Here is a 19,315-nt window from a genome sequence, read left to right as displayed (position 1 = left end):
CTCCCACAATGACCGAGCCAACCACTAGGCCGAGTGTCAGCTCGCCTGCTCTTGATCTTGATCTTCAGGCCCCTTCGGCAGGCTGAGTGGAGGGATTCATCCGGGGGCCAGGCGCGCAGCGCCGTTTGGCGAAGCCAAACACATCGAGAGGAGGTGCAGCGAAGCAAACCGGAGGCGATGCGCCCGGATGGATCCCGGAGCGAAGGAACCCCGAGCCCAAGCGAGCGGGCCGAACGCCGGGGCAAGCCCTTTTTTGCTTACTTTTTTGAGGCGTTTGTCAAAAAAGTGAGTCGCCGTAAGGGCGAAACCGCCAGCCGCCACACCCGAAGCAACGGATATTCACACACCCCCGACCAGAGCATGGTCGGCCCAAAGGCCGCCAAGATCACCGGGCCAACCGCCGAAGCCCAAGCAACATCCCCCCCGCCCCCAACACCATCACCCCAAGAAACAAAGGATAAGAAACCCACCAGGGCGTCCCCGCCGTCATCATGCTGAACTCCGACATCCCGCCAATGCTCGCAACCAGGTTCAACGGCAAAAACACCACATTGATCAACGTCAGCTTGCGCAACAGATTATTCATGCTGTTGTTCATCAAATTGCCCCGCGCATCAATCAGCCCGGAAAACACCGTCGAGTAGATTTCCGCCTGCTTGTAGCACTGGTTGTTCTCGATGATCAGATCATCAATCAACCCGATCGCCTCACTGCCGAAATGCTGCTTCTCGGCATGATTGCGCAACCGCGTCAGCACCGCGCCATTACTGTGCAAGGCATTGATGTAATAAATCAGGCTCTCACTGAGATTGAACATCTGAATCAGATGCTGGTTCTGCATCGAAGCATTGAATTTCTGCTGCAACTCGCGAGCGACCAGTTTGATCACCTTCAAGTGCCCCAGGTAGTGATGAATATTGTTGAACAGCAGATCAAGCAACACATCCAGCGGGGTGTTCAACGGCTGCCGGGAACCGAGGCCATGCAAGGGTGTGTCGTCAGTGGCAATCACCAGCAATTGCCCGGGCGCAAACAGCAGACCGCATGAAGACACCTCAAACGCCAAGCTGCCACCGCCAGAATAGTTCTCCGGGCGCTTCCAGATCAGGAACAGATGATCGGGGTGAAACTCGATCCGCGATACCTCGTCCGGATCCAGCGCCGAGGCCAGCGCGTGCTCGTCGACCTTGAAATGGCTGTGCAGCAAGTCACGTTCGGCGGCGTCCGGGTTGCTGAACAGCATCACCTCGGCGTCCAGTCGTTCAACCCGCTGCAAGGCGCCGTGGCTCAATGCGAAACTGTTGATCATCGGCAGGTCACCAGGCCTGGCCGCGGCGCTTCAGTTCCAGCCGTCGCACGAACTCTTCCAGTACCAGTGAATACAGATCGTCCTGCAAATACGCGTCTTCGATGCCGGCGTCGAGATTGGGGTTGTCGTTGACTTCGATCACCACCACCTTGTCGCCGGCCTGTTTCAGATCGACGCCGTAGAGACCGTCGCCAATCAGGTTGGCCGTCTTCACCGCCAGCTCGACCACTGCCCGGGGCGCCTCGTGCACCGCCAGCGTCCGGCACTCGCCGTTGACGTCCTGGCCCTTGGCCTTGTGGTTATAGATCTGCCAGTGGCCCTTGGACATAAAGTACTGGCAGGCGAAGATCGGTTTGCGGTTGAGCACGCCGATGCGCCAGTCGTACTCGGTGTAAAAAAACTCCTGGGCCAGCAACAGCACCGAGTGCTCGAACAGTTCGGCGGTGGCTTCGAGCAAGGCCTGCTGGCTCTCGACCTTGATTACACCGCGGGAAAAACAACCATCGGGAATCTTCAGCACCAAGGGAAACCCGAGGCGCTCGCCCACCCGCTCGAAGTCTTCGGGTCGCTCCTTGTAGAGAATTTCGGTGGCGGGCATGCCCAGTTGATGGCTGTTGAGCAAGTCGGTCAGGTAGACCTTGTTGGTGCAGCGCAGAATCGACGTCGGGTCATCCATCACCACCAGCCCTTCGCTTTCAGCCTTTTTCGCGAAGCGGTAAGTGTGGTTGTCGACGCTGGTGGTTTCGCGGATCAGCAAACCGTCGTACTCGGCCAGGCGCGCATAGTCCTTGCGCTCGATCAGTTCGACATCAATGCCCATGGTCTTGCCGACCCGGACGAAATTCTCCAGCGCTTTGGCGTTGGAAGGCGGCAAGGCTTCTTGCGGATCGTGCAAGATCGCCAGGTCATAACGCGCCACTTGCGGAGAACGCGGAACACGCCAGATTTTACGGCTGAAGCCATCCAGCGCATTGGCGAACTGATCTTCCTGATCATCGCGCAACTTATGCAGCGCGCCGGATTTTATACCTTCGATGTGCCAGCCGTTAGTTCGACCGAACTCCACTAACAGGATCGGACACGGAAACACTTCAAACAACTGCCGAGCCAAATCCTGCAGCGGCTCGATATGCGTCCGGCCGAAATAAAGGGTCAGGGTAAAGCCTTCGGTATCGCTGTAGAGATGATGACTGAGGGCTTTTTCGAGGGTTTTATCCAGGTCGTCCAGTGCCAGCCCGTACAGCGATTTTCGGGTCAGTTCACTGATCGTGCGTACTGACGGAATCACCTTGTGCTCACGGGCTTCGGCCAACAGCGAGCAGTAATAACCGTGGCCCAGGTACTTGTAACTGCGGCACAGATTGATCACCTGCACCCGCTTGCCCGGTTCGGCTTCGCGGGTCTGTTCCAGATATTCCTGGGCGGTGACGATGCCTTCGCTGGGAAAATACGAGGCCCAGTCTTCCTTGCGTTCGACAATGATCAGCACTTGACTGGAAGTTCTCGCCGTTGAATTTAAATAAGTTGCCGCCGGCAAACTTTGCTCGGATACTTCGCGCCAATGACCCTGTACCGCTGACATAGAGATTGATCCGTTGGAGAACAAGACCATTTCTATTAAGCACGAAGTTTTTCGAAAGTCCCGTTTCGTTACGCAACTTTTACGGTGGTCATATGAGTGCTGTTTTTCGTCTGGCGGTAGTTGAAGATTTGCCGGCGCTGCTGGCATTGGAAATGCAATGTTTCACCACGGACCGGCTCACGGCGCGCAGTTTTCAGTGGATGATTACTCGCGCCCATGGCCAGTTGCTCGTGGCGGAGCGCGAAGGCCAATTGCTCGGTTACGCCTTGGTCCTGTTTCATCGCGGCACGTCGCTGGCGCGGTTGTACTCCATCGCGATCGCCAGCGAGGCGCGCGGCGGCGGATGGGGCAAGCAACTGCTGCAACGCATCGAAGCCATCGCCCTGGAACACGATTGCGCCTACCTGCGTCTTGAGGTGCGGATCGACAACCCCGCCGCCATTGCCCTGTACGAACGTAACGGCTACCGGCGCTTTGCCCTGATTCATGATTACTACGAAGACCATGCCGACGCCTTGCGCCTGGAAAAACGCATTCTTCAGCATCGCGACTCACGCAACATAAAGGTGCCCTACTACCCGCAAACCACTGAATTTACCTGCGGCCCGGCCTGCCTGTTGATGGCCATGGGCGCTTTGCAATCGCAGCGCTTGCTGGAGCGACGCGAAGAATTGCAGCTCTGGCGTGAAGCAACCACAGTGTTCATGACCTCCGGGCACGGTGGCTGCAGCCCGCAAGGTCTGGCGCTGGCCGCGTGGAGCCGCGGCTTTCGCGTGCGCTTGCAAGTCAGCCTGGCAGGTCCCCTGTTTCTCGACGGCGTGCGCGATGCGCATAAAAAAGACGTCATGCGCCTGGTCCATGAGGAATTCACCGCGCAGCTGGCCGAGACCGATGTCGAGTGTCTGATCGGTACACCGCTGGATCTACCCCGCTTGCTGGATACGGGCGGGCAGCCTCTGGTGTTGATCAGCAGTTACCGGCTGACCCGCTCCAAGTCGCCGCACTGGGTGGTGGTGACCGACTGCGACGAGGATTTCGTTTACCTGCATGACCCCGATGTCGATCACAGCCAGCATCGGCAGCCCATGGACTGCCAGCATGTACCGGTCAGTCATGGCGAGTTCGAGAAGATGTGCCGGTTTGGCCGGGGCAAGTTGCGGGCGGCGGTGGTGTTGTATACCCGCGAGCAATGAGCAGGATTGCTTTTGTGGCGAGGGGATTTATCCTCGTTGGGTCGCGTAGCGGCCCCCTGTGAGAAGCAGGTGACTCCTGCGCAGTCCAACGGGGATAAATCCCCTGGCCACAGTTAGGTGGATTGCCTCCTTGGAAGGTGTTACTTCAGGCCGAGTTTGTAGAGCGATCCATTCTCTTCATCCGTCAGCACATACAAGTAACCATCCGGCCCTTGGCGCACATCGCGAATCCGCTGTTTCAGCTCGCCCAGCAACCGCTCTTCATGCACCACCTTGTCGCCATCGAACTGCAGGCGAATCAGCTCTTGGGTCGCCAGCGCGCCGATAAACGCGTTGTGTTGCCACGGTTTGAAGCGATCACCGTCGTAGAACGTCATGCCGCTGACACCCGGCGATTTTTCCCAGACATGATGCGGTGCGACCGTGCCTTCAGCGGTTTCACCCTGCGCTTCGGGAATCGGTTGCATCGAGTAGTTGATGCCGTGGGTCGCCAACGGCCAACCGTAGTTTTTCCCGCGTTCGATGATATTCACCTCATCGCCACCCCGAGGCCCGTGCTCGTTTTCCCACAGGGTGCCCGTCCATGGGTTGAGTGCCGCGCCCTGCGGGTTACGAATGCCATAGGCCCAGATCTCCGGGCGCACGCCGGACTGGCCCACGAATGGATTGTCGTCCGGCACTCTGCCGTCGGGATAGAGACGTACGATCTTGCCCTGCAATTTGTCGAGGTCCTGTGCGGTCGGCCGATCGTTGTTCTCGCCCAGGGTGATAAACAGATAACCGTCGCGATCGAACACCAGCCTCGAGCCGAAATGATTGCCCACCGACAACTTCGGCTCCTGACGAAAGATCACCTTGAAGTCCTTGAGGGTCTTCAGGTCCTCCGACAAGCGCCCGCGCCCGACCGCCGTCCCGGCCTTGCCCCCTTCAGCACCGCCCTCGGCGTAGGACAGATACACAAGCCGGTCGGCCTTGAAGTCCGGCGACAACACGACATCGAGCAAACCGCCCTGCCCCTTGGCCCAGACTTCCGGGACGCCGTCGATGGGCGCGGACAGCTTGCCGTCGGCCGCGACGACCCGCAGGTTGCCCGGCCGCTCAGTCACCAGCACGCCTTGCCGATCAGGCAAAAAGGCCAGCGCCCAGGGATGCTCCAGCCCTTGGGCCAGAGTGGTGACTTCAAGACTGCCCTGTTCGCTTTGCAGCGCCTTGGGGGCGGCGGCATGTACCGGGACGCTGATCAGCGCGCCGGCGCACAGGCTGGCTAAAAGGGTTTTACGCAACATGCACGATTCCTTTTGTCATTTGAAAGGCTGACAGAACGCGGTCCTGCCGTTCAACGGTTGCTGCCGGTATCCCGCGAGGGCGGGTTGGGAATGAACGTGGGTGGCGTGGCCGGCACTGAGCGAATCGGCTGGCCGTTGCCGATACCGCGATTCTCTACGGTGGGCTGACGCGGTGTCGGTACGGTGTTCGGCCCGCGCATGGGCGGCGTGCTGGGCTGGGTGCCTTGCATGCTGTTGGGGTTGGCCCGGCGAATCGGGCTGTTATAGGGATTGTTGCTGTTGCCGGCAGGACTTTGCGCAAGCAGCAACGGCGCGGATGGCCTCAGGGCTTCAGCGTGAGCCAGGCCGGCACTGAGAGCCAAGGCAACGATGCCAAGCAGAAAGCGGTTCATGAAGCAGCCTCTCGATGCGCAGGGAATGGGCTGGGGTTGCAGCGTTCGAGTCCACGCTACGCTCAGGGTTCGGATTTGTTAACCCGTCCGCTTTAAACAACATGTAACACGACTTGACTGCTGCGCCTGCTGAAGCGCAGTCAGCGGAAACTTTCGTGGCGCGCTCAAGGTCACCTGATCATCACTTGGAGAACACACCATGGCTCGGGCAATCTGGAAAGGCGCGATCAGTTTCGGTCTGGTTCACATCCCGGTCGCGCTGGTGTCGGCGACCGCCTCGCAAGGCGTCGACTTTGACTGGCTCGACAGCCGCAGCATGGACCCGGTGGGTTATAAACGGGTGAACAAGGTGACCGGCAAAGAGGTCACCAAAGACCATATCGTCAAGGGGGTGGCTTACGAGAAAGGTCGGTATGTGGTGCTCAGCGAGGAGGAAATTCGCTCGGCGCACCCGGTGTCCACCCAGACCATTGATATTTTCTCGTTTGTCGAGGCTGATCAGATTCCCCTGCAAAACATCGATACGCCCTACTACCTGGCACCGGACAAACGGGGCGGCAAGGTCTACGCGCTGCTGCGTGAAACCCTGAGCAAGACCAACAAAGTCGCCCTCGCTCGGGTGGTACTGCATACGCGCCAGTATCTGGCCGCGCTGATGCCGCTGGAGTCGGCACTGGTGCTGGTGAAGTTACGCTGGCCGCAGGAAGTCCGCGGGCTCGACGAGCTGGATCTGGGCAGCGAAGTGACCAAGCCGCAACTGGCCAAGGGCGAACTGGACATGGCCAGGCGCCTGGTTGAAGACATGAGCGCAGACTGGAAACCCGAAGACTACAAGGATGAATTCGAAGCCAAGATCATGGCGCTGGTCGAGAAGAAAGCCCATGAAGGCAAGATCGAGGATGTCGAGACTGTGGGTGGCGAAGAGGAGCGCAAAACGGCGGATGTTATCGACTTGACCGAGCTGCTCAAACGCAGTCTGGGTGGGAAAGCAGCGGCAAAACCCAAGGCAAAATCAGCGAAGCCGGCCAAGGCGGCCCCGGCAAAGAAGACCAAGAAGGCTTCTTGATCAATTGCGCCAACGGTCAGGGCTCCTTCGCGGGCAGGCCCGCTTCCACAGGTTCTGGCGGTGTGAATGAGTTCTGTGCATCACACCAGCCCCTGTCGAAGCGGGCTTGCCCGCGAAGGCGGCCCCACAGGCGCCGCGGTCTTCAGATCAGGATGAAGATCGCCAGCAAGCCAGCGAAAATCGCCCATTTCTCCAGGTAATACCGCATGCGATTGCGTTTTTTCAGCTCTTTGCCGCGCAGGCGAATTTTGTAGATTCTGGTAAACAGGCGGTTGATGCCGCCGGTTTTGTCGCCGGCATCATTCGGGGCGCCCGCCGCCGACATTACCGTGCGGCTGAACCACCGGTTGAACGCCGCCGCCCAGCGGTACTTCATCGGGCGCTCGATGTCGCAGAACAGGATGATGCGGTTCTTGTCCGTGGCGTTTTCGGCGTAATGGATGAACGTCTCATCGAACACCACCGCCTCACCGTCGCGCCAGTGGTAGTTCTCACCGTCAACGTTGATGTAGCAACCGGCGTCATTGGGCGTATCCAGGCCCAGGTGATAGCGGTAAGAACCGGCATAGGGGTCGCGGTGCCGTACCAGTTTCGACCCCGGCGGCAGTTCGGCGAACATCGCCGCCTTGATCGAGCCGATGCTTTGCACCAGTTCCGTGGTGCGCGGGCACAGCTTCATCGCCGATGGATGACTTTCGCCGTACCACTTCAGGTAGAAACGCTTCCAGCCGCTTTTGAAGAACGAGTTGAAACCGACGTCATCATACTGGTTGGAGCGCTTGATCTCGCCGGCACGCAACAGATTCTGACCTTCTTCGCGGATCTCCTGCCAATGCGCCTGCAACGGGCTGAGATCAGGAAACTCCGCCGGATTCAGGTAAGGCTTGCTGGGGATCTTCGAGAACAAATAAAGGAAGCAGTTGATCGGTGCAAGGAAGGTCGAGTGATCGCTCAGTTGCCGACCCAGTTTGTGACGCACACGCCCCCGCAGGTGAACGTATGCAATGGAAATGACATAAATAGCAGCAATGATGAGTTTCACGGAAATCGTCACACGTCAGAAGTGAACAAACTGCGCACCTGGCGGCTCGGGGCCGGGCGTCTTATGCAGAGGTCTGGAAACAAATGGCACGTCCTTGAGCCGACGCCGGAGTGGGCGCCGGGCGAATGGATGGCATTTTAGCCATACTTTGTAACCGATGGTGAACCTCATCTGTGAAAAACTGTCCGCTGAATCAGCCAAACAGCAGCCGCGGCATCATCGCCCTATCGTTTAAAGAGCCAGACCAGTACAATCGCCGCCAAACTTTACGCGCCCCCCTTGGTTGATGACGGGACTGTCCCGCTTCAGCGCACTTCGACTCGGGCCCAGCGCTCCGGCCGCACCCTCGCAATTTAAGAATGCTTCGCAGGAAAAACTCTTGATCTCTACAGCTAACATCACGATGCAGTTCGGCGCCAAGCCGCTCTTCGAAAACGTTTCGGTCAAATTTGGCGCGGGCAACCGCTACGGCCTGATCGGCGCCAACGGTTGCGGCAAGTCGACCTTCATGAAAATCCTCGGCGGCGACCTTGATCCGTCCGGCGGCCAGGTCATGCTCGAGCCGAACGTGCGTCTGGGTAAATTGCGCCAGGACCAGTTCGCGTACGAAGAATTCACCGTGATCGACACCGTGATCATGGGTCACGAAGAGCTGTGGAAGGTCAAGGCAGAACGCGACCGCATCTACTCGCTGGCGGAAATGTCTGAAGAAGACGGCATGGCCGTGGCCGAGCTGGAAACCGAGTTCGCCGAAATGGACGGCTACACCGCCGAATCCCGCGCGGGTGAACTGCTGCTGGGTCTGGGCATTCCACTGGAACAGCATTTCGGCCCGATGAGCGAAGTCTCGCCAGGCTGGAAACTGCGCGTATTGCTGGCTCAGGCCCTGTTCTCCGATCCCGAAGTGCTGTTGCTCGACGAACCGACCAACCACCTGGACATCAACACCATTCGCTGGCTGGAAAACATCCTGACCCAGCGTAACAGCCTGATGATCATCATCTCTCACGACCGTCACTTCCTGAACAGCGTGTGCACGCACATGGCTGACCTGGATTACGGCGAGCTGCGCCTGTTCCCGGGCAACTACGACGAGTACATGACCGTGGCGACCCAGTCCCGCGAGCAACTGCTGTCGGACAACGCCAAGAAGAAAGCGCAGATTTCCGAGCTGCAATCGTTCGTCAGCCGCTTCTCGGCCAACGCCTCGAAAGCCAAACAGGCCACTTCCCGCGCCAAGGCGATCGACAAGATCCAACTGGCCGAGGTCAAGCCTTCCAGCCGCGTGAGCCCGTTCATCCGTTTCGAGCAGAACAAAAAGCTGCACCGCCAGGCGGTCATGGTCGAAAAGATGGCCAAAGGTTTCGACGGCAAGCCACTGTTCAAAGACTTCAGCTTCCAGGTTGAAGCCGGCGAGCGCGTAGCGATCATCGGTCCGAACGGTATCGGCAAGACCACCCTGCTGCGCACCCTGGTCAATGAACTGACCCCGGATGCCGGTAGCGTCAAGTGGACCGACGCCGCAGAGCTGGGCTACTACGCTCAGGACCACGCGCACGACTTCGAAGACGACGTGACCCTGTTCGACTGGATGGGTCAGTGGACTCAGGGCGAGCAGATGATTCGCGGTACTTTGGGCCGCATGCTGTTCTCCAACGACGAGATCCTCAAATCGGTCAAGGTGATTTCCGGTGGTGAGCAAGGTCGCATGCTCTTCGGCAAGCTGATCCTGCAAAAGCCGAACGTGCTGATCATGGACGAACCGACCAACCACCTGGACATGGAATCGATCGAGGCGCTGAACCTGGCGCTGGAGAACTACCCGGGCACGCTGATCTTCGTCAGCCACGACCGTGAGTTCGTATCGTCCCTGGCCACGCGCATCATCGAGCTGAGCCCGAATGGCGTGACTGACTTCAGCGGCACTTACGATGACTACCTGCGTAGTCAGGGTGTGGTGCTCTAAGAGCAGCTGCCAGCGTTAAGCCGCGAGCCTCAAGCAAAAGCCCTGTCCATGTGACGGGGCTTTTTGCATTCCAGAGCCAGTAGTTATGCGAGTACCGACACAATCGCGAGCAGGCTATCAGCAACAATCGGGATAGCCAGGAAAAATAGTTAGCCTGCTTCCTTTTGTTCCAGCGCCAAGCCATCATGCCGACTCTCCCACCGCCGCCCGCGAACGAGTCCTCATGTCTGCGCAGCAACTGCCCCCGCAGAGCACCATGGCGATCACCCTGCAGATCGTCTCCATCGTGTTCTATACCTTTATCGCTTTCCTCTGCATCGGCCTGCCGATCGCGGTGTTGCCCGGTTACGTCCATGAACAGTTGGGGTTCAGCGCCATTGTGGCGGGACTGGTGATCGGCTCACAGTACCTGGCCACCCTGCTCAGCCGGCCAATGGCCGGACGCATGTCGGACACCATCGGCACCAAACGCGCGATTGTTTATGGCTTGTCGGGGATTGCGCTCAGTGGCTTGTTGACGCTGATCTCGTCGTTGCTGCAAGACTATCCGCTGCCGAGCCTGCTGATTTTGATTGTCGGACGCCTATTGCTCGGGGTCGCGCAGGGCTTGATCGGGGTCGGCACCATCAGTTGGTGCATGGGCCAGCTCGGTGCCGAGCACACCGCAAGGTCTATCGGCTGGAACGGCATTGCCTCCTACGGCGCGATTGCGATTGGCGCGCCGCTGGGCGTGGTCATGGTCGCCGATTACGGTTTTTCCAGCCTCGGCATCGCGCTGTCAGTACTGGCCGCGGGCGCTCTGGTGCTGATCCGCAATAAACCCTCAGTGCCGGTGGTGCGCGGCGAACGGCTGCCTTTTTGGGCGGTGTTCGGGCGCATTGCACCGTTTGGCGCCAGTTTGAGTCTGGCGTCTATCGGTTACGGCACGCTGACTACCTTCATCACTCTGTATTACCTCAATCGGGGCTGGAGCGGCGCGGCGTATTGCCTGACGGTGTTTGGCGTATGTTTCATCGTGTCGCGGCTGCTGTTCATTTCGGCAATCAGCCGTTTTGGCGGATTCAATTCGGCGATTGCCTGCATGACCATCGAAACCGTTGGCCTGGTGCTGTTGTGGCTGGCCCCGTCCACCGCGTTCGCGTTGATCGGGGCGGGCCTGGCGGGTTTTGGCTTGTCGCTGGTGTACCCGGCACTGGGTGTTGAAGCGATCAAACAGGTGCCCAATTCCAGCCGGGGTTCGGGGTTGGGCGCGTACGCGGTGTTCTTCGATCTGGCGCTGGCGATTGCCGGGCCGCTGATGGGCGCGGTGGCGCTGAATTTGGGGTATTCGTGGATTTTCTTCAGTGCAGCGCTACTGTCGGTGACCGGGCTGGGGTTGACCTTGCTGCTCAAGCGCCGGGCGATGTCTTGACTGGACAGCCCCTGCAGGAATGAGCCTGCAAAGGACCAGGATCATTGATCCGCCGTTTGCATCCCCGCCCGGCTCGGCTTGCCCAGCGTGCGCGAGAAGAATTGCCCGGCTTCGGAGATCAGATTGCGGTGGATGTCTTCGCGATCCACGCCGTCGGCGTCGGTGCACAGCGCCGGCATGGCGCGGATCTGCTCTTCGTTGCACGGCGCCATGAACACGAAGTGCCCTGCCCCCGCGAGCAGTTTGAAGTCCGGAGCAGTCGGCAGTTTGCGTGCCAGGGCGGCGGCGTTTTTGTCGAAAGCCACCAGTTTGTCGCCATCACCGCTGTACAGCAGCACCGGCACATGTACGTCCGCCAGGGTGTGGCGACCGAACTTCAGACTCAGTGGCGCCATCAGCAGCAGCGCATGCACGCGCGAATCGGCCACTGGCTGCAAGTCATCGCGATCGACGATCAGCTCGCCCTGAGTGTTACAGGCATCGCGGTCGTCGGGACGTTCCAGGCAGTAACGGCGCAGACGATCGAGATCCGGTTGCGCGCCAGAGAGGATCAACGCGGTCTCGCCGCCGGCCGAATAACCAATCACGCCGACCTGATCGGCATTCACAAATGGCGAAAGCATCGGGTCGCCGAGGGTGGCGGTGATCGCTTCGGAAATCTGGATCGGCCGCCCGTAGAGATTGCTCAACGTGCCGAGTCGGCTGTGGTCTTTGGAGTTGTCGCCGGGATGAATCACCGCGACCACGACAAAACCCTTGCGAGCCAGCGAGGTGGCCAGGTCATGCAGCGCGATGGGGGTGCCGGTGTTGCCGTGGGACAGCATCAACATCGGAAAGCGGCCAATGGCGACCTTGGTGTCTTCGCCAGCCTCGACCTTGTAGCCTTCAAGCAGGCTGGTGTGCTCACGATCGCTGGAAGGATAGAAAGCGATGGCGCGCATCGGTTGCAGGTCCAGCGGATCGAGGAATGTCATCTCGTGGTAACCGACACTCCACACGGGGTGTCGCCCGGGCGCGGCATGCACTGAACCGAGGCTGCCAAGCAGGCAAATCAGTAACGTTGCACAAAGACGCATCATGGGATGGCCCACCCTGTGTTACTCAAGCGAAAGATCCTTTATGTTCCGACACGCCCGAAACCCTGAGGCTCGGTGATCCGGCGCGGCGTTGCACGCAGACGTTGATCGTTTGATTGCATAACCCGGGCCAGATTATGCAACAGTCAGAAACAAAAAACTCTGTACCTAGCCCTTGCGGAACCAGAATACAGAGTTTTTTGGGCCTTGCCTGAACATCAGCTGTTCTTTACGCAAGCCTTACGCGGCGGCAAACAGTTGCTCGCTGATCTTCGCTTGAGCGGCGGTCATGGCGTTGTTGCGCACTTCCTCACCATACGCCAGGCCTTCGGCGCGGACGATTTCGATATCGGTGATGCCGAGGAAGCCCAGCACCAGTTTCAGATACTCTTCGTGGGCGATGCCACTGGCCTGGCCAGCATGAATGCCGCCGGAGGTGGAAACGATCACCACTTTCTTGCCACCGCACAGGCCTTCAGGGCCGGCTTCGGTGTAACGGAAAGTCTGGCCGGCGACGGCAACGCGGTCGATCCAGGCCTTGAGCTGGGTCGGCACGGTGAAGTTGTACATCGGTGCCGCGATCACTACGGCGTCAGCGGCGATGAACTCGGCCAGGGTCGAGGCGCTCAGTTCGGCTTCGTGCTGTTGTGCGGCGTTGCGCAGTTCTGCAGTCGTCCCGGCGGCAACCAGGGTGGTCGACGAGAAGTGGCTGATGGCGTCAGCGGCGAGGTCACGGTAAGTCACCACAGCAGTTGGCTCGGCGGCTTGCCAGGCTTTGACGACTTGGCTGCTCAACTGACGGGAAGCCGAGTTGTCGCCCAGAATGCTCGAATCGATATGCAGCAGTTTCATGTGGAATCTCCTGGAATGAATCGCCGGTGGCGACGGAATGGAGACAATCCTACGGAAGAAACCAATAGATGATTAGCCGCCGACAATGCGATAGTTCGTCCCACTGATAGAACAGTTGAATATCACCATGCAAGATCTCAACGATCTCTACTATTTCGCCAAGGTGGTCGAAGCCGGTGGCTTTGCGGCGGCCGGCCGTTTGTTGGGCATTCCCAAGTCGCGCCTGTCGCGACGCATTGCCGAACTGGAAGAACGCCTCGGCGCACGTTTGCTGCAACGCACCACGCGCCAGTTGAACCTCACCGCGGTTGGCGAACGCTATCTGCGCCACTGCCAGGCCATGTTACTGGAAGCGGAAATGGCCGATGAAGCCGTCGCCAGCATGTCCAGCGAACCGCGTGGGCGCCTGCGGGTGTCCTGCCCGACCGGTCTGGCGCGGGAAATGTTGCCGTGGGTGATCAGCGATTTTCTCGGCAAATTCCCCCAGGTGCAGTTGGAAGTGGTCCTGCTGAACCGCCGGGTGGACCTCGTGGCCGAGGGCTTCGATGTCGCACTGCGAGTACGCGAATCGGGTGACGAAGACCCGCTGCTGGTCACCCGGCGCCTGCGCCAGGCGCAGACAGTCGTGGTGGCGAGCCCGGCGTTCGCCGAGCGGCAGTCGATCAGCCATCCGCAGGATTTGAAGAACCTGCCGGTGCTCGGCGCACTGGAAGCCGATCGCCTGGTCCATGTGCGCCTGCTCGACCAGCACGGCAAAAGTTTCGAGTTGAATATGGAGGCACGGCTGGGTATCGACGACTTTATAGTGCGCAAGGCCTGCGTGCTGGCCGGCCAGGGTTTCACCCTGCTGCCGATGATGTACTGCGAAGAGGAACTGCAGAACGGCTCGCTGGTGCAACTGCTGCCCGAATGGTCGTTGCCCGGCGGCTGGCTGCAAGCGGTGTACCCGCATCGACGCGGGGTGATGCCGGCGGTGCGCGCGTGGATCGACCACCTGATCGAATCGTTCAATGCCTGTGGGGAGCGGTTGTTATGAGCAAGGGAAAGATGAGCGAAGCCGACGTGGCAGCGTTCTGCCTGGCGTTGCCGGGCGCTCGAGAGGATTACAAATGGGGCGGCGTGCGGGTGTTCTCGATTGCCGGTAACAAGATGTTCGCCTTGCAGGGTTTGCGCGGCGATTCGCTGGCATTCAAGGTCGACAAGGATCTGTTCCTCGGCCATTGCGACCGCCCGGGCATTCACCCGGCGCCGTATCTGGCGCGGGCGCAGTGGATCATCATGCACCCGCCCTACCCGCTGGGTGCGGAGGAACTGCAGGGATTGCTGATGCGTTCGCATCAACTGGTGGTGAGTAAGTTGCCCAAGAAAACCCGAATCGGATTATTGCTTTGACGCCAATCCTGTAGGGGATTGGCTGAATTCTCAGAACAATGAAAGCAGGTTCGCGCCGAGGAACAACTGGTCGATCCAGAACACCTGGTGCAATGCCACAATCACCCAGAACAGAATCTGAAACGACACTTTGCGCGTCTTGTGCCGGAACACTTGCTGGGCAATCAACGCGCCCGGCCAGCCGCCGGCCAGTTCCACGGCGTGGAGAATGTTTTCCGGCGTGCGCCATGCATCGGCGCGTGCCTTGCGCTTGTCCGCCCAATACATGAAGAACGCCAGCACACTGACCACACCATAGGCGGTCAGTGGCACCAGCGAGATCCCGCGCAGCCACATCGACAGCGAACCGAACAGCGGCAACGCGCAGACGATCGCCAAAACCAGCAGTTTCAGCTTCAGGTTCTGGATACTGCCGCCTGACGGACGACCCTCCGGGCGACGTGCACGGGAGTCACTCATGGTTTGGCGGCCGACCAGTCCACCCAGCCGAACTGCCAGGTCGCCAGAATCACCAGACCGAAGACAATCCGGTACCAGGCAAACGCCGCATAGCTGTGGCTGGCGATGAACTTGAGCAAGCCGCGCACGGCGATCATGGCGAAAATAAACGCCGTGACGAAGCCGATGGCGAACACCGGAAAGTCCGCCGGCACAAACAGATGACGGTACTTGTAGCCCGAGTAAACGGCGGCACCGACCATGGTCGGCATGGCCAGAAAGAACGAAAACTCGGTCGCGGTCTTGCGCGACAAGCCGAACAACAGCCCGCCAATGATGGTCGAGCCAGAACGCGACGTACCGGGAATCATTGCCAGGCACTGGGCGAAGCCGACTTTCAACGCGTCTTTCCAGGTAATTTCGTCGACCGTTTCGGCATGCACTTCATGTTGACGCTTTTCCGCCCACAACATGATGAGGCCACCGATCACCAGCGCCGTCGCAACGGTGATCGGGTTAAACAGGTATTCGTGGATCAGGTCGGCAAACACCACCCCGAGCACGACGGCCGGCAGGAAGGCGATCAGCAGATTGGCGGTAAAGCGCCGTGCACTCGGTTGGGTCGGCAAACCGATGACCACGTCGGCAATCTTGCGCCGGAACTCCCAGACCACCGCGAGAATCGCACCGAGCTGGATAATGATGTTGAACGCCATGGCCCGTTCGCCGCCGAACTCGAGCAAGTCGGCAACAATGATCTGGTGTCCGGTACTGGAAATGGGCAAAAACTCCGTAAGCCCTTCTACAACGCCTAGTATCAGTGCCTGCAAGGCCGTCCAAAGATCCATCAATCCCCCAAAGAGCGATGCACGTGGGCATGCTCCGATAGTATTTTTCTAGCGTTCACTGCGATCAGCGTAGCTGCAAATGGCTGTACCGATTCCGCACGCACAGGATCCACACGAAACGGTCAAAATTCCGTGAAATATCAATTTGGATTCAGGTTTTCACGCGCGGGGCCGAAATCCTAACAGACAAGCCTTAATAGCGCTGCCGCGTTATACGACTTGGGTCGCGTATGCCCGCTCACAAAATCGTGGTTGGATGCTGGCGGTCGTTTATTACAAGAAAAAGAACCCGGAGTGACAGCGTTATGAACAGCTTGCGCAGTGTGTCGATCAGCCGACGCTTGTGGCTCATCTTGATTGTGGCGGTGGTCATGTTGCTGACCTTGGGCGTGTTGATGCTCAAGCAGATCCACGACGACCTGTATCACGCCAAAGCCCTGAAAACCCAACACGTGGTGCAGACCGCCAGTGGCCTGCTGAGCTATTACCACGACCTTGAAACGGCCGGCACCCTGAGCAAAGAGGCCGCGCAGAAGCAGGCGCTCACCGCCATCCGTGGCTTGCGCTACGACCAGAGCGATTACTTCTGGATTAACGACCTCACGCCCGTGATGGTCATGCACCCGACCAACCCGAAACTCGAAGGCCAGAACCTCTCGGCGATCCGCGATCCGGACGGCTTTGCGGTGTTCAACGAGATGGTCGCCATCGCCCGATCGAAAGGCGCCGGCATGGTCAATTACCGCTGGCCGAAACCCGGTGCGAGCGAGCCGGTGGCCAAGACCTCCTACGTCAAACTGTTCGAACCGTGGGGTTGGGTGCTCGGCTCCGGCGTTTACGTTGACGACGTTCAGGCGGAATTCCAGGGTCAGGTGATCAAAGCTACGGTCATCGGCCTGGTGATCGCCGTGATCATGGCGCTGCTGGTGATCCTTATCGCGCGCAGCATCGTTCGTCCGCTGCAGGAAACCGTGAACGCCATGGCAAACATCGCCAGTGGCGAAAGCGATCTGACCCGTAGCCTCGATACTCACGGCAAGGATGAAGTCACTGAGCTGGCGCATCACTTCAACGCGTTCACCGCCAAACTGCGCCGGGTGATCGGCGACTTGCAGGTGTCGGCCAGTGCCCTTGGCCAGTCGTCCAGCGAGCTGGGCAACGATGCCGCGCAGGCGCAGCAACGTAGCCAGCAGCAGTCGCAGCAGATGGAACTGGTGGCCACCGCGATCAACGAAGTGACCTACGGCGTGCAGGATGTGGCGAAAAACGCCGAGCATGCCGCTGCCGAAATGCGTGACGCCGAAGCACAGGCGCAACAGGGCCAGATCAACATCGACGGCAGTTTGCAGCAGATCGACCGGCTATCCGGCACCATCGACCAGGCCGTGGAGGTGATTCGCACCCTCGCCGCCGAGAGTACGCAAATCGGTAGCGTGCTGGAGGTGATTCGCTCGATTGCCGAACAGACCAACCTCCTCGCCCTCAACGCCGCCATCGAAGCGGCGCGGGCCGGCGAGCAAGGCCGCGGCTTTGCCGTGGTGGCCGATGAAGTGCGCCTGCTGGCTCAGCGCACGCAGAAGTCGACCGCAGAGATCCAGTCGATGATCGAGCGCTTGCAGAATCATTCCGAGGCAGCGGTCAAGGTCATCGGCGACAGCAGCAAGGCGTCGCAGCTGACCATTGAGCAAGCCGGACTGGCCGGGGCAAGTCTGAATGCCATCGGCCAGGCCTTGCGCAATCTCAATGGCCTGAATGCCTCGATCGCCAGCGCCACCCTGCAACAGGCGCACGTGGTCGAGGACATCAATCAGAACGTGACTCAGGCGGCCGGGTTATCCCACAGCACGGCGCTGGCGGCAGAACAGTCGAGCATGGCCAGTGTGAGGCTGGGGCAGTTGAGTGAACAACTGAACCAGTTGCTGCGCCAGTTCCGCGTCTGACCGCAATCACAATGAGGGCGTCAGCCTGTTAGCCATCAGCTCTGTCAGACACCCATTCAGTGTCTGACAGACCACCATCGCCATCGCCAGCAGCTTGGTTCACACAGATCTTCGTGGGGCGACGTTTAATCCGCCAACAGCGTTTTTGGGTACAATCCGCCCCCTCCTCAATTCCTCCAAGGAACCCACATGTCCGGGCTTGAACTGTTTGCCGCCGCCCTCGGCGTGATCGCCGTCTGGCTGACGGTCAAACAGAATCCATGGTGCTGGCCGATCGGGTTGGTCATGGTGCTGCTGTACAGCTGGATCTTCTATGACGTGAAGCTGTACTCGGACATGTTGCTGCAAGTGATCTACGCCGCGCTGCAAGTCTACGGCTGGTGGCAATGGACCCGAGCCGGGACGATGCACGATGGCCGTGAAGTGACACGTCTTGATCGACGTTCGCTGCTGATCGGCCTGAGCATCGGCGCCGTCGGCAGCGGGCTGCTTGGCGCCGCCATGGCCCACTGGACCGACGCTGCACAGCCGTGGCTCGACGCAGCGCTCACCGGTTTCAGCCTGGTGGCGCAACTGTGGATGGCGCAGAAACGTCTGCAATGCTGGGTGTTGTGGTTTGTGCTCGACGTGATTTTCGTCGGCCTCTTTCTTTATAAAGGCCTGTACCTCACGGCGGCCCTCTACGGGTTGTTCACGCTGATTGCGGTTCAGGGCTTTCGCGAATGGCGCGCCGACCCGGCGTTGCGCTCATGAAAGTGGTGGTGCTGACCGGCCCCGAATCCACCGGCAAGAGCTGGCTGGCAGCGGGCCTTCAACAACAGTTCGGCGGCGTGCGGGTGGACGAATATGTACGCTGGTTCATCGAGCAGAATCCGCGTGACACCTACTTGAGCGATATTCCCCAGATCGCTCGGGGCCAGTTGCAATGGGAAGATCAGGCGCGGGCGCAACGCCCCTCGCTGCTGATTCTCGACACCCACCTGCTGAGCAATATCCTCTGGAGCCAGACGTTGTTCGGCGATTGCCCGGACTGGTTGGAACCGGAACTGCTGGCCCGGCATTACGATCTGCACCTGCTGTTGTCCCCGGAACACATCGACTGGACCGATGACGGCCAGCGCTGTCAGCCGGATCTGGGGCAGCGCCTGGCGTTTTACCAGGCCACGCACAACTGGCTGCAAACCCATCATCAGCGCTATCAGGTGATTCAGGGCGATTGGGCCGGGCGTCAGGCCCAGGCCTTTGCTGCGGTGGCGGATCTACTGGCTGCCTGACCCGGCTTAACGCGCGCCTTTCCCCTGCTGGTTCTCCCTGTTTTGAGGGCAAAGTGTCCGTTCCTGAAACACTCGCCCGAGTGCAAAGTGGCCGTTTCAGCGGCATTCTTCGCTTTGTCACACGAGTTGTTACACCAGTGAAACACCTCCGCGCAAACCCTTGTTCCAGAGCTTTATGGCGCCAACAGACGACCTCACAGCCGGGTGGATGTATCAGCGTTGAAACAGGTTATGTGTCATTAGCGCAC

Annotated in this window: 18 protein-coding genes; 9 read left to right on the top strand and 9 right to left on the bottom strand. The window is 59.5% G+C overall.

Annotated features, from left to right (window positions below; translation table 11 throughout):
- Positions 1-385: 385 nt before the first annotated feature.
- Positions 386-1,309 (bottom strand): magnesium transporter CorA family protein, encoded by a 924-nt coding sequence (locus PseuLF5_RS03035; RefSeq protein ID WP_123468920.1) that lies wholly within the window; start codon positions 1,307-1,309, stop codon positions 386-388.
- Positions 1,310-1,316: 7 nt separating this feature from the next.
- A complete protein-coding gene (locus PseuLF5_RS03030; RefSeq protein ID WP_340132897.1) occupies positions 1,317-2,891 on the bottom strand; it encodes a RimK family protein in 1,575 nt (524 codons plus the stop codon).
- A gap of 92 nt (positions 2,892-2,983) precedes the next feature.
- On the opposite strand from PseuLF5_RS03030, the gene PseuLF5_RS03025 reads away from it, so the two are divergent.
- Positions 2,984-4,084 carry a GNAT family N-acetyltransferase/peptidase C39 family protein gene (locus PseuLF5_RS03025; RefSeq protein ID WP_222832853.1) on the top strand — a complete coding sequence of 367 codons (1,101 nt, stop codon included), beginning with the start codon at positions 2,984-2,986 and terminating at the stop codon, positions 4,082-4,084.
- 140 nt (positions 4,085-4,224) lie between these two features.
- On the opposite strand, the gene PseuLF5_RS03020 is transcribed toward PseuLF5_RS03025, so the two are convergent.
- Together PseuLF5_RS03020 and PseuLF5_RS03015 are read right to left on the bottom strand one after the other, a co-directional pair.
- A complete protein-coding gene (locus PseuLF5_RS03020) occupies positions 4,225-5,370 on the bottom strand; it encodes a PQQ-dependent sugar dehydrogenase (RefSeq protein WP_267801894.1) in 1,146 nt (381 codons plus the stop codon).
- A gap of 50 nt (positions 5,371-5,420) precedes the next feature.
- Positions 5,421-5,762: a hypothetical protein gene (locus PseuLF5_RS03015; RefSeq protein WP_340132896.1), complete on the bottom strand. Its 342-nt coding sequence runs from the start codon at positions 5,760-5,762 to the stop codon at positions 5,421-5,423.
- Positions 5,763-5,961: 199 nt separating this feature from the next.
- Here PseuLF5_RS03015 and ku point away from each other — a divergent pair, with 199 nt between their 5' ends.
- Positions 5,962-6,828, top strand: coding sequence for a non-homologous end joining protein Ku (gene ku / locus PseuLF5_RS03010; protein WP_123468930.1), 867 nt, complete (start codon positions 5,962-5,964; stop codon positions 6,826-6,828).
- A gap of 142 nt (positions 6,829-6,970) precedes the next feature.
- Here ku and lpxO read toward each other — a convergent pair whose 3' ends face one another.
- Complete coding sequence (lpxO, locus tag PseuLF5_RS03005; RefSeq protein ID WP_123469190.1) at positions 6,971-7,870, bottom strand: lipid A hydroxylase LpxO; 900 nt, start codon at positions 7,868-7,870, stop codon at positions 6,971-6,973.
- Between the two features lie 379 nt (positions 7,871-8,249).
- Between lpxO and PseuLF5_RS03000 the strand changes: the two genes are divergently transcribed.
- A complete protein-coding gene (locus PseuLF5_RS03000; protein WP_123468932.1) occupies positions 8,250-9,836 on the top strand; it encodes an ABC-F family ATPase in 1,587 nt (528 codons plus the stop codon).
- Positions 9,837-10,059: 223 nt separating this feature from the next.
- Positions 10,060-11,247 (top strand): MFS transporter, encoded by a 1,188-nt coding sequence (locus tag PseuLF5_RS02995; protein ID WP_222832851.1) that lies wholly within the window; start codon positions 10,060-10,062, stop codon positions 11,245-11,247.
- 41 nt (positions 11,248-11,288) lie between these two features.
- On the opposite strand, the gene PseuLF5_RS02990 is transcribed toward PseuLF5_RS02995, so the two are convergent.
- Together PseuLF5_RS02990 and PseuLF5_RS02985 are read right to left on the bottom strand one after the other, a co-directional pair.
- Entirely contained in the window at positions 11,289-12,326 is a 1,038-nt protein-coding gene (locus PseuLF5_RS02990; RefSeq protein ID WP_123468937.1) for an alpha/beta hydrolase family protein, read from the bottom strand.
- A 237-nt stretch (positions 12,327-12,563) separates the two neighbouring features.
- Positions 12,564-13,175, bottom strand: coding sequence for an FMN-dependent NADH-azoreductase (locus PseuLF5_RS02985; RefSeq protein ID WP_123468939.1), 612 nt, complete (start codon positions 13,173-13,175; stop codon positions 12,564-12,566).
- Positions 13,176-13,302: 127 nt separating this feature from the next.
- Between PseuLF5_RS02985 and PseuLF5_RS02980 the strand changes: the two genes are divergently transcribed.
- Positions 13,303-14,211 (top strand): LysR substrate-binding domain-containing protein, encoded by a 909-nt coding sequence (locus tag PseuLF5_RS02980; RefSeq protein ID WP_340132895.1) that lies wholly within the window; start codon positions 13,303-13,305, stop codon positions 14,209-14,211.
- Positions 14,208-14,567: an MmcQ/YjbR family DNA-binding protein gene (locus PseuLF5_RS02975; RefSeq protein ID WP_123468943.1), complete on the top strand. Its 360-nt coding sequence runs from the start codon at positions 14,208-14,210 to the stop codon at positions 14,565-14,567. The genes PseuLF5_RS02980 and PseuLF5_RS02975 overlap by 4 nt, the downstream gene beginning before the upstream one ends.
- A gap of 30 nt (positions 14,568-14,597) precedes the next feature.
- Here PseuLF5_RS02975 and PseuLF5_RS02970 read toward each other — a convergent pair whose 3' ends face one another.
- Both PseuLF5_RS02970 and PseuLF5_RS02965 read right to left on the bottom strand, forming a co-directional pair.
- Entirely contained in the window at positions 14,598-15,026 is a 429-nt protein-coding gene (locus PseuLF5_RS02970; protein WP_123468945.1) for a DUF1294 domain-containing protein, read from the bottom strand.
- A complete protein-coding gene (locus tag PseuLF5_RS02965) occupies positions 15,023-15,853 on the bottom strand; it encodes an undecaprenyl-diphosphate phosphatase (protein ID WP_340132894.1) in 831 nt (276 codons plus the stop codon). Before PseuLF5_RS02965 ends, PseuLF5_RS02970 begins: the two co-directional genes overlap by 4 nt.
- A gap of 305 nt (positions 15,854-16,158) precedes the next feature.
- Here PseuLF5_RS02965 and PseuLF5_RS02960 point away from each other — a divergent pair, with 305 nt between their 5' ends.
- The 3 genes from PseuLF5_RS02960 (at position 16,159) to PseuLF5_RS02950 (ending at position 19,067) form a co-directional block, all read left to right on the top strand.
- Entirely contained in the window at positions 16,159-17,793 is a 1,635-nt protein-coding gene (locus tag PseuLF5_RS02960) for a methyl-accepting chemotaxis protein (RefSeq protein ID WP_340132893.1), read from the top strand.
- A gap of 189 nt (positions 17,794-17,982) precedes the next feature.
- Positions 17,983-18,546 (top strand): nicotinamide riboside transporter PnuC, encoded by a 564-nt coding sequence (gene pnuC, locus PseuLF5_RS02955; RefSeq protein ID WP_340132892.1) that lies wholly within the window; start codon positions 17,983-17,985, stop codon positions 18,544-18,546.
- Positions 18,543-19,067: an AAA family ATPase gene (locus PseuLF5_RS02950; RefSeq protein ID WP_340133265.1), complete on the top strand. Its 525-nt coding sequence runs from the start codon at positions 18,543-18,545 to the stop codon at positions 19,065-19,067. Before pnuC ends, PseuLF5_RS02950 begins: the two co-directional genes overlap by 4 nt.
- Positions 19,068-19,315 lie beyond the last annotated feature (248 nt).

The sequence above is a fragment of the Pseudomonas sp. LF-5 genome (assembly GCF_037626295.1).
Lineage (GTDB): Bacteria > Pseudomonadota > Gammaproteobacteria > Pseudomonadales > Pseudomonadaceae > Aquipseudomonas > Aquipseudomonas monsensis.
Note: the sequence above shows the minus strand (reverse complement) of the source record. Positions and strands in the feature narration are given on the sequence as shown.

What these genes read in the sequence shown, in the direction of transcription:
- PseuLF5_RS03035 (WP_123468920.1), bottom strand. Translation starts at nt 1,309, where the DNA reads ATGATCAACAGTTTCGCATTGAGCCACGGCGCCTTGCAGCGGGTTGAA.
- PseuLF5_RS03030 (WP_340132897.1), bottom strand. Translation starts at nt 2,891, where the DNA reads ATGTCAGCGGTACAGGGTCATTGGCGCGAAGTATCCGAGCAAAGTTTG.
- PseuLF5_RS03025 (WP_222832853.1), top strand. Translation starts at nt 2,984, where the DNA reads ATGAGTGCTGTTTTTCGTCTGGCGGTAGTTGAAGATTTGCCGGCGCTG.
- PseuLF5_RS03020 (WP_267801894.1), bottom strand. Translation starts at nt 5,370, where the DNA reads ATGTTGCGTAAAACCCTTTTAGCCAGCCTGTGCGCCGGCGCGCTGATC.
- PseuLF5_RS03015 (WP_340132896.1), bottom strand. Translation starts at nt 5,762, where the DNA reads ATGAACCGCTTTCTGCTTGGCATCGTTGCCTTGGCTCTCAGTGCCGGC.
- ku (WP_123468930.1), top strand. Translation starts at nt 5,962, where the DNA reads ATGGCTCGGGCAATCTGGAAAGGCGCGATCAGTTTCGGTCTGGTTCAC.
- PseuLF5_RS02995 (WP_222832851.1), top strand. Translation starts at nt 10,060, where the DNA reads ATGTCTGCGCAGCAACTGCCCCCGCAGAGCACCATGGCGATCACCCTG.
- PseuLF5_RS02990 (WP_123468937.1), bottom strand. Translation starts at nt 12,326, where the DNA reads ATGATGCGTCTTTGTGCAACGTTACTGATTTGCCTGCTTGGCAGCCTC.
- PseuLF5_RS02985 (WP_123468939.1), bottom strand. Translation starts at nt 13,175, where the DNA reads ATGAAACTGCTGCATATCGATTCGAGCATTCTGGGCGACAACTCGGCT.
- PseuLF5_RS02980 (WP_340132895.1), top strand. Translation starts at nt 13,303, where the DNA reads ATGCAAGATCTCAACGATCTCTACTATTTCGCCAAGGTGGTCGAAGCC.
- PseuLF5_RS02975 (WP_123468943.1), top strand. Translation starts at nt 14,208, where the DNA reads ATGAGCAAGGGAAAGATGAGCGAAGCCGACGTGGCAGCGTTCTGCCTG.
- PseuLF5_RS02970 (WP_123468945.1), bottom strand. Translation starts at nt 15,026, where the DNA reads ATGAGTGACTCCCGTGCACGTCGCCCGGAGGGTCGTCCGTCAGGCGGC.
- PseuLF5_RS02965 (WP_340132894.1), bottom strand. Translation starts at nt 15,853, where the DNA reads ATGGATCTTTGGACGGCCTTGCAGGCACTGATACTAGGCGTTGTAGAA.
- PseuLF5_RS02960 (WP_340132893.1), top strand. Translation starts at nt 16,159, where the DNA reads ATGAACAGCTTGCGCAGTGTGTCGATCAGCCGACGCTTGTGGCTCATC.
- pnuC (WP_340132892.1), top strand. Translation starts at nt 17,983, where the DNA reads ATGTCCGGGCTTGAACTGTTTGCCGCCGCCCTCGGCGTGATCGCCGTC.
- PseuLF5_RS02950 (WP_340133265.1), top strand. Translation starts at nt 18,543, where the DNA reads ATGAAAGTGGTGGTGCTGACCGGCCCCGAATCCACCGGCAAGAGCTGG.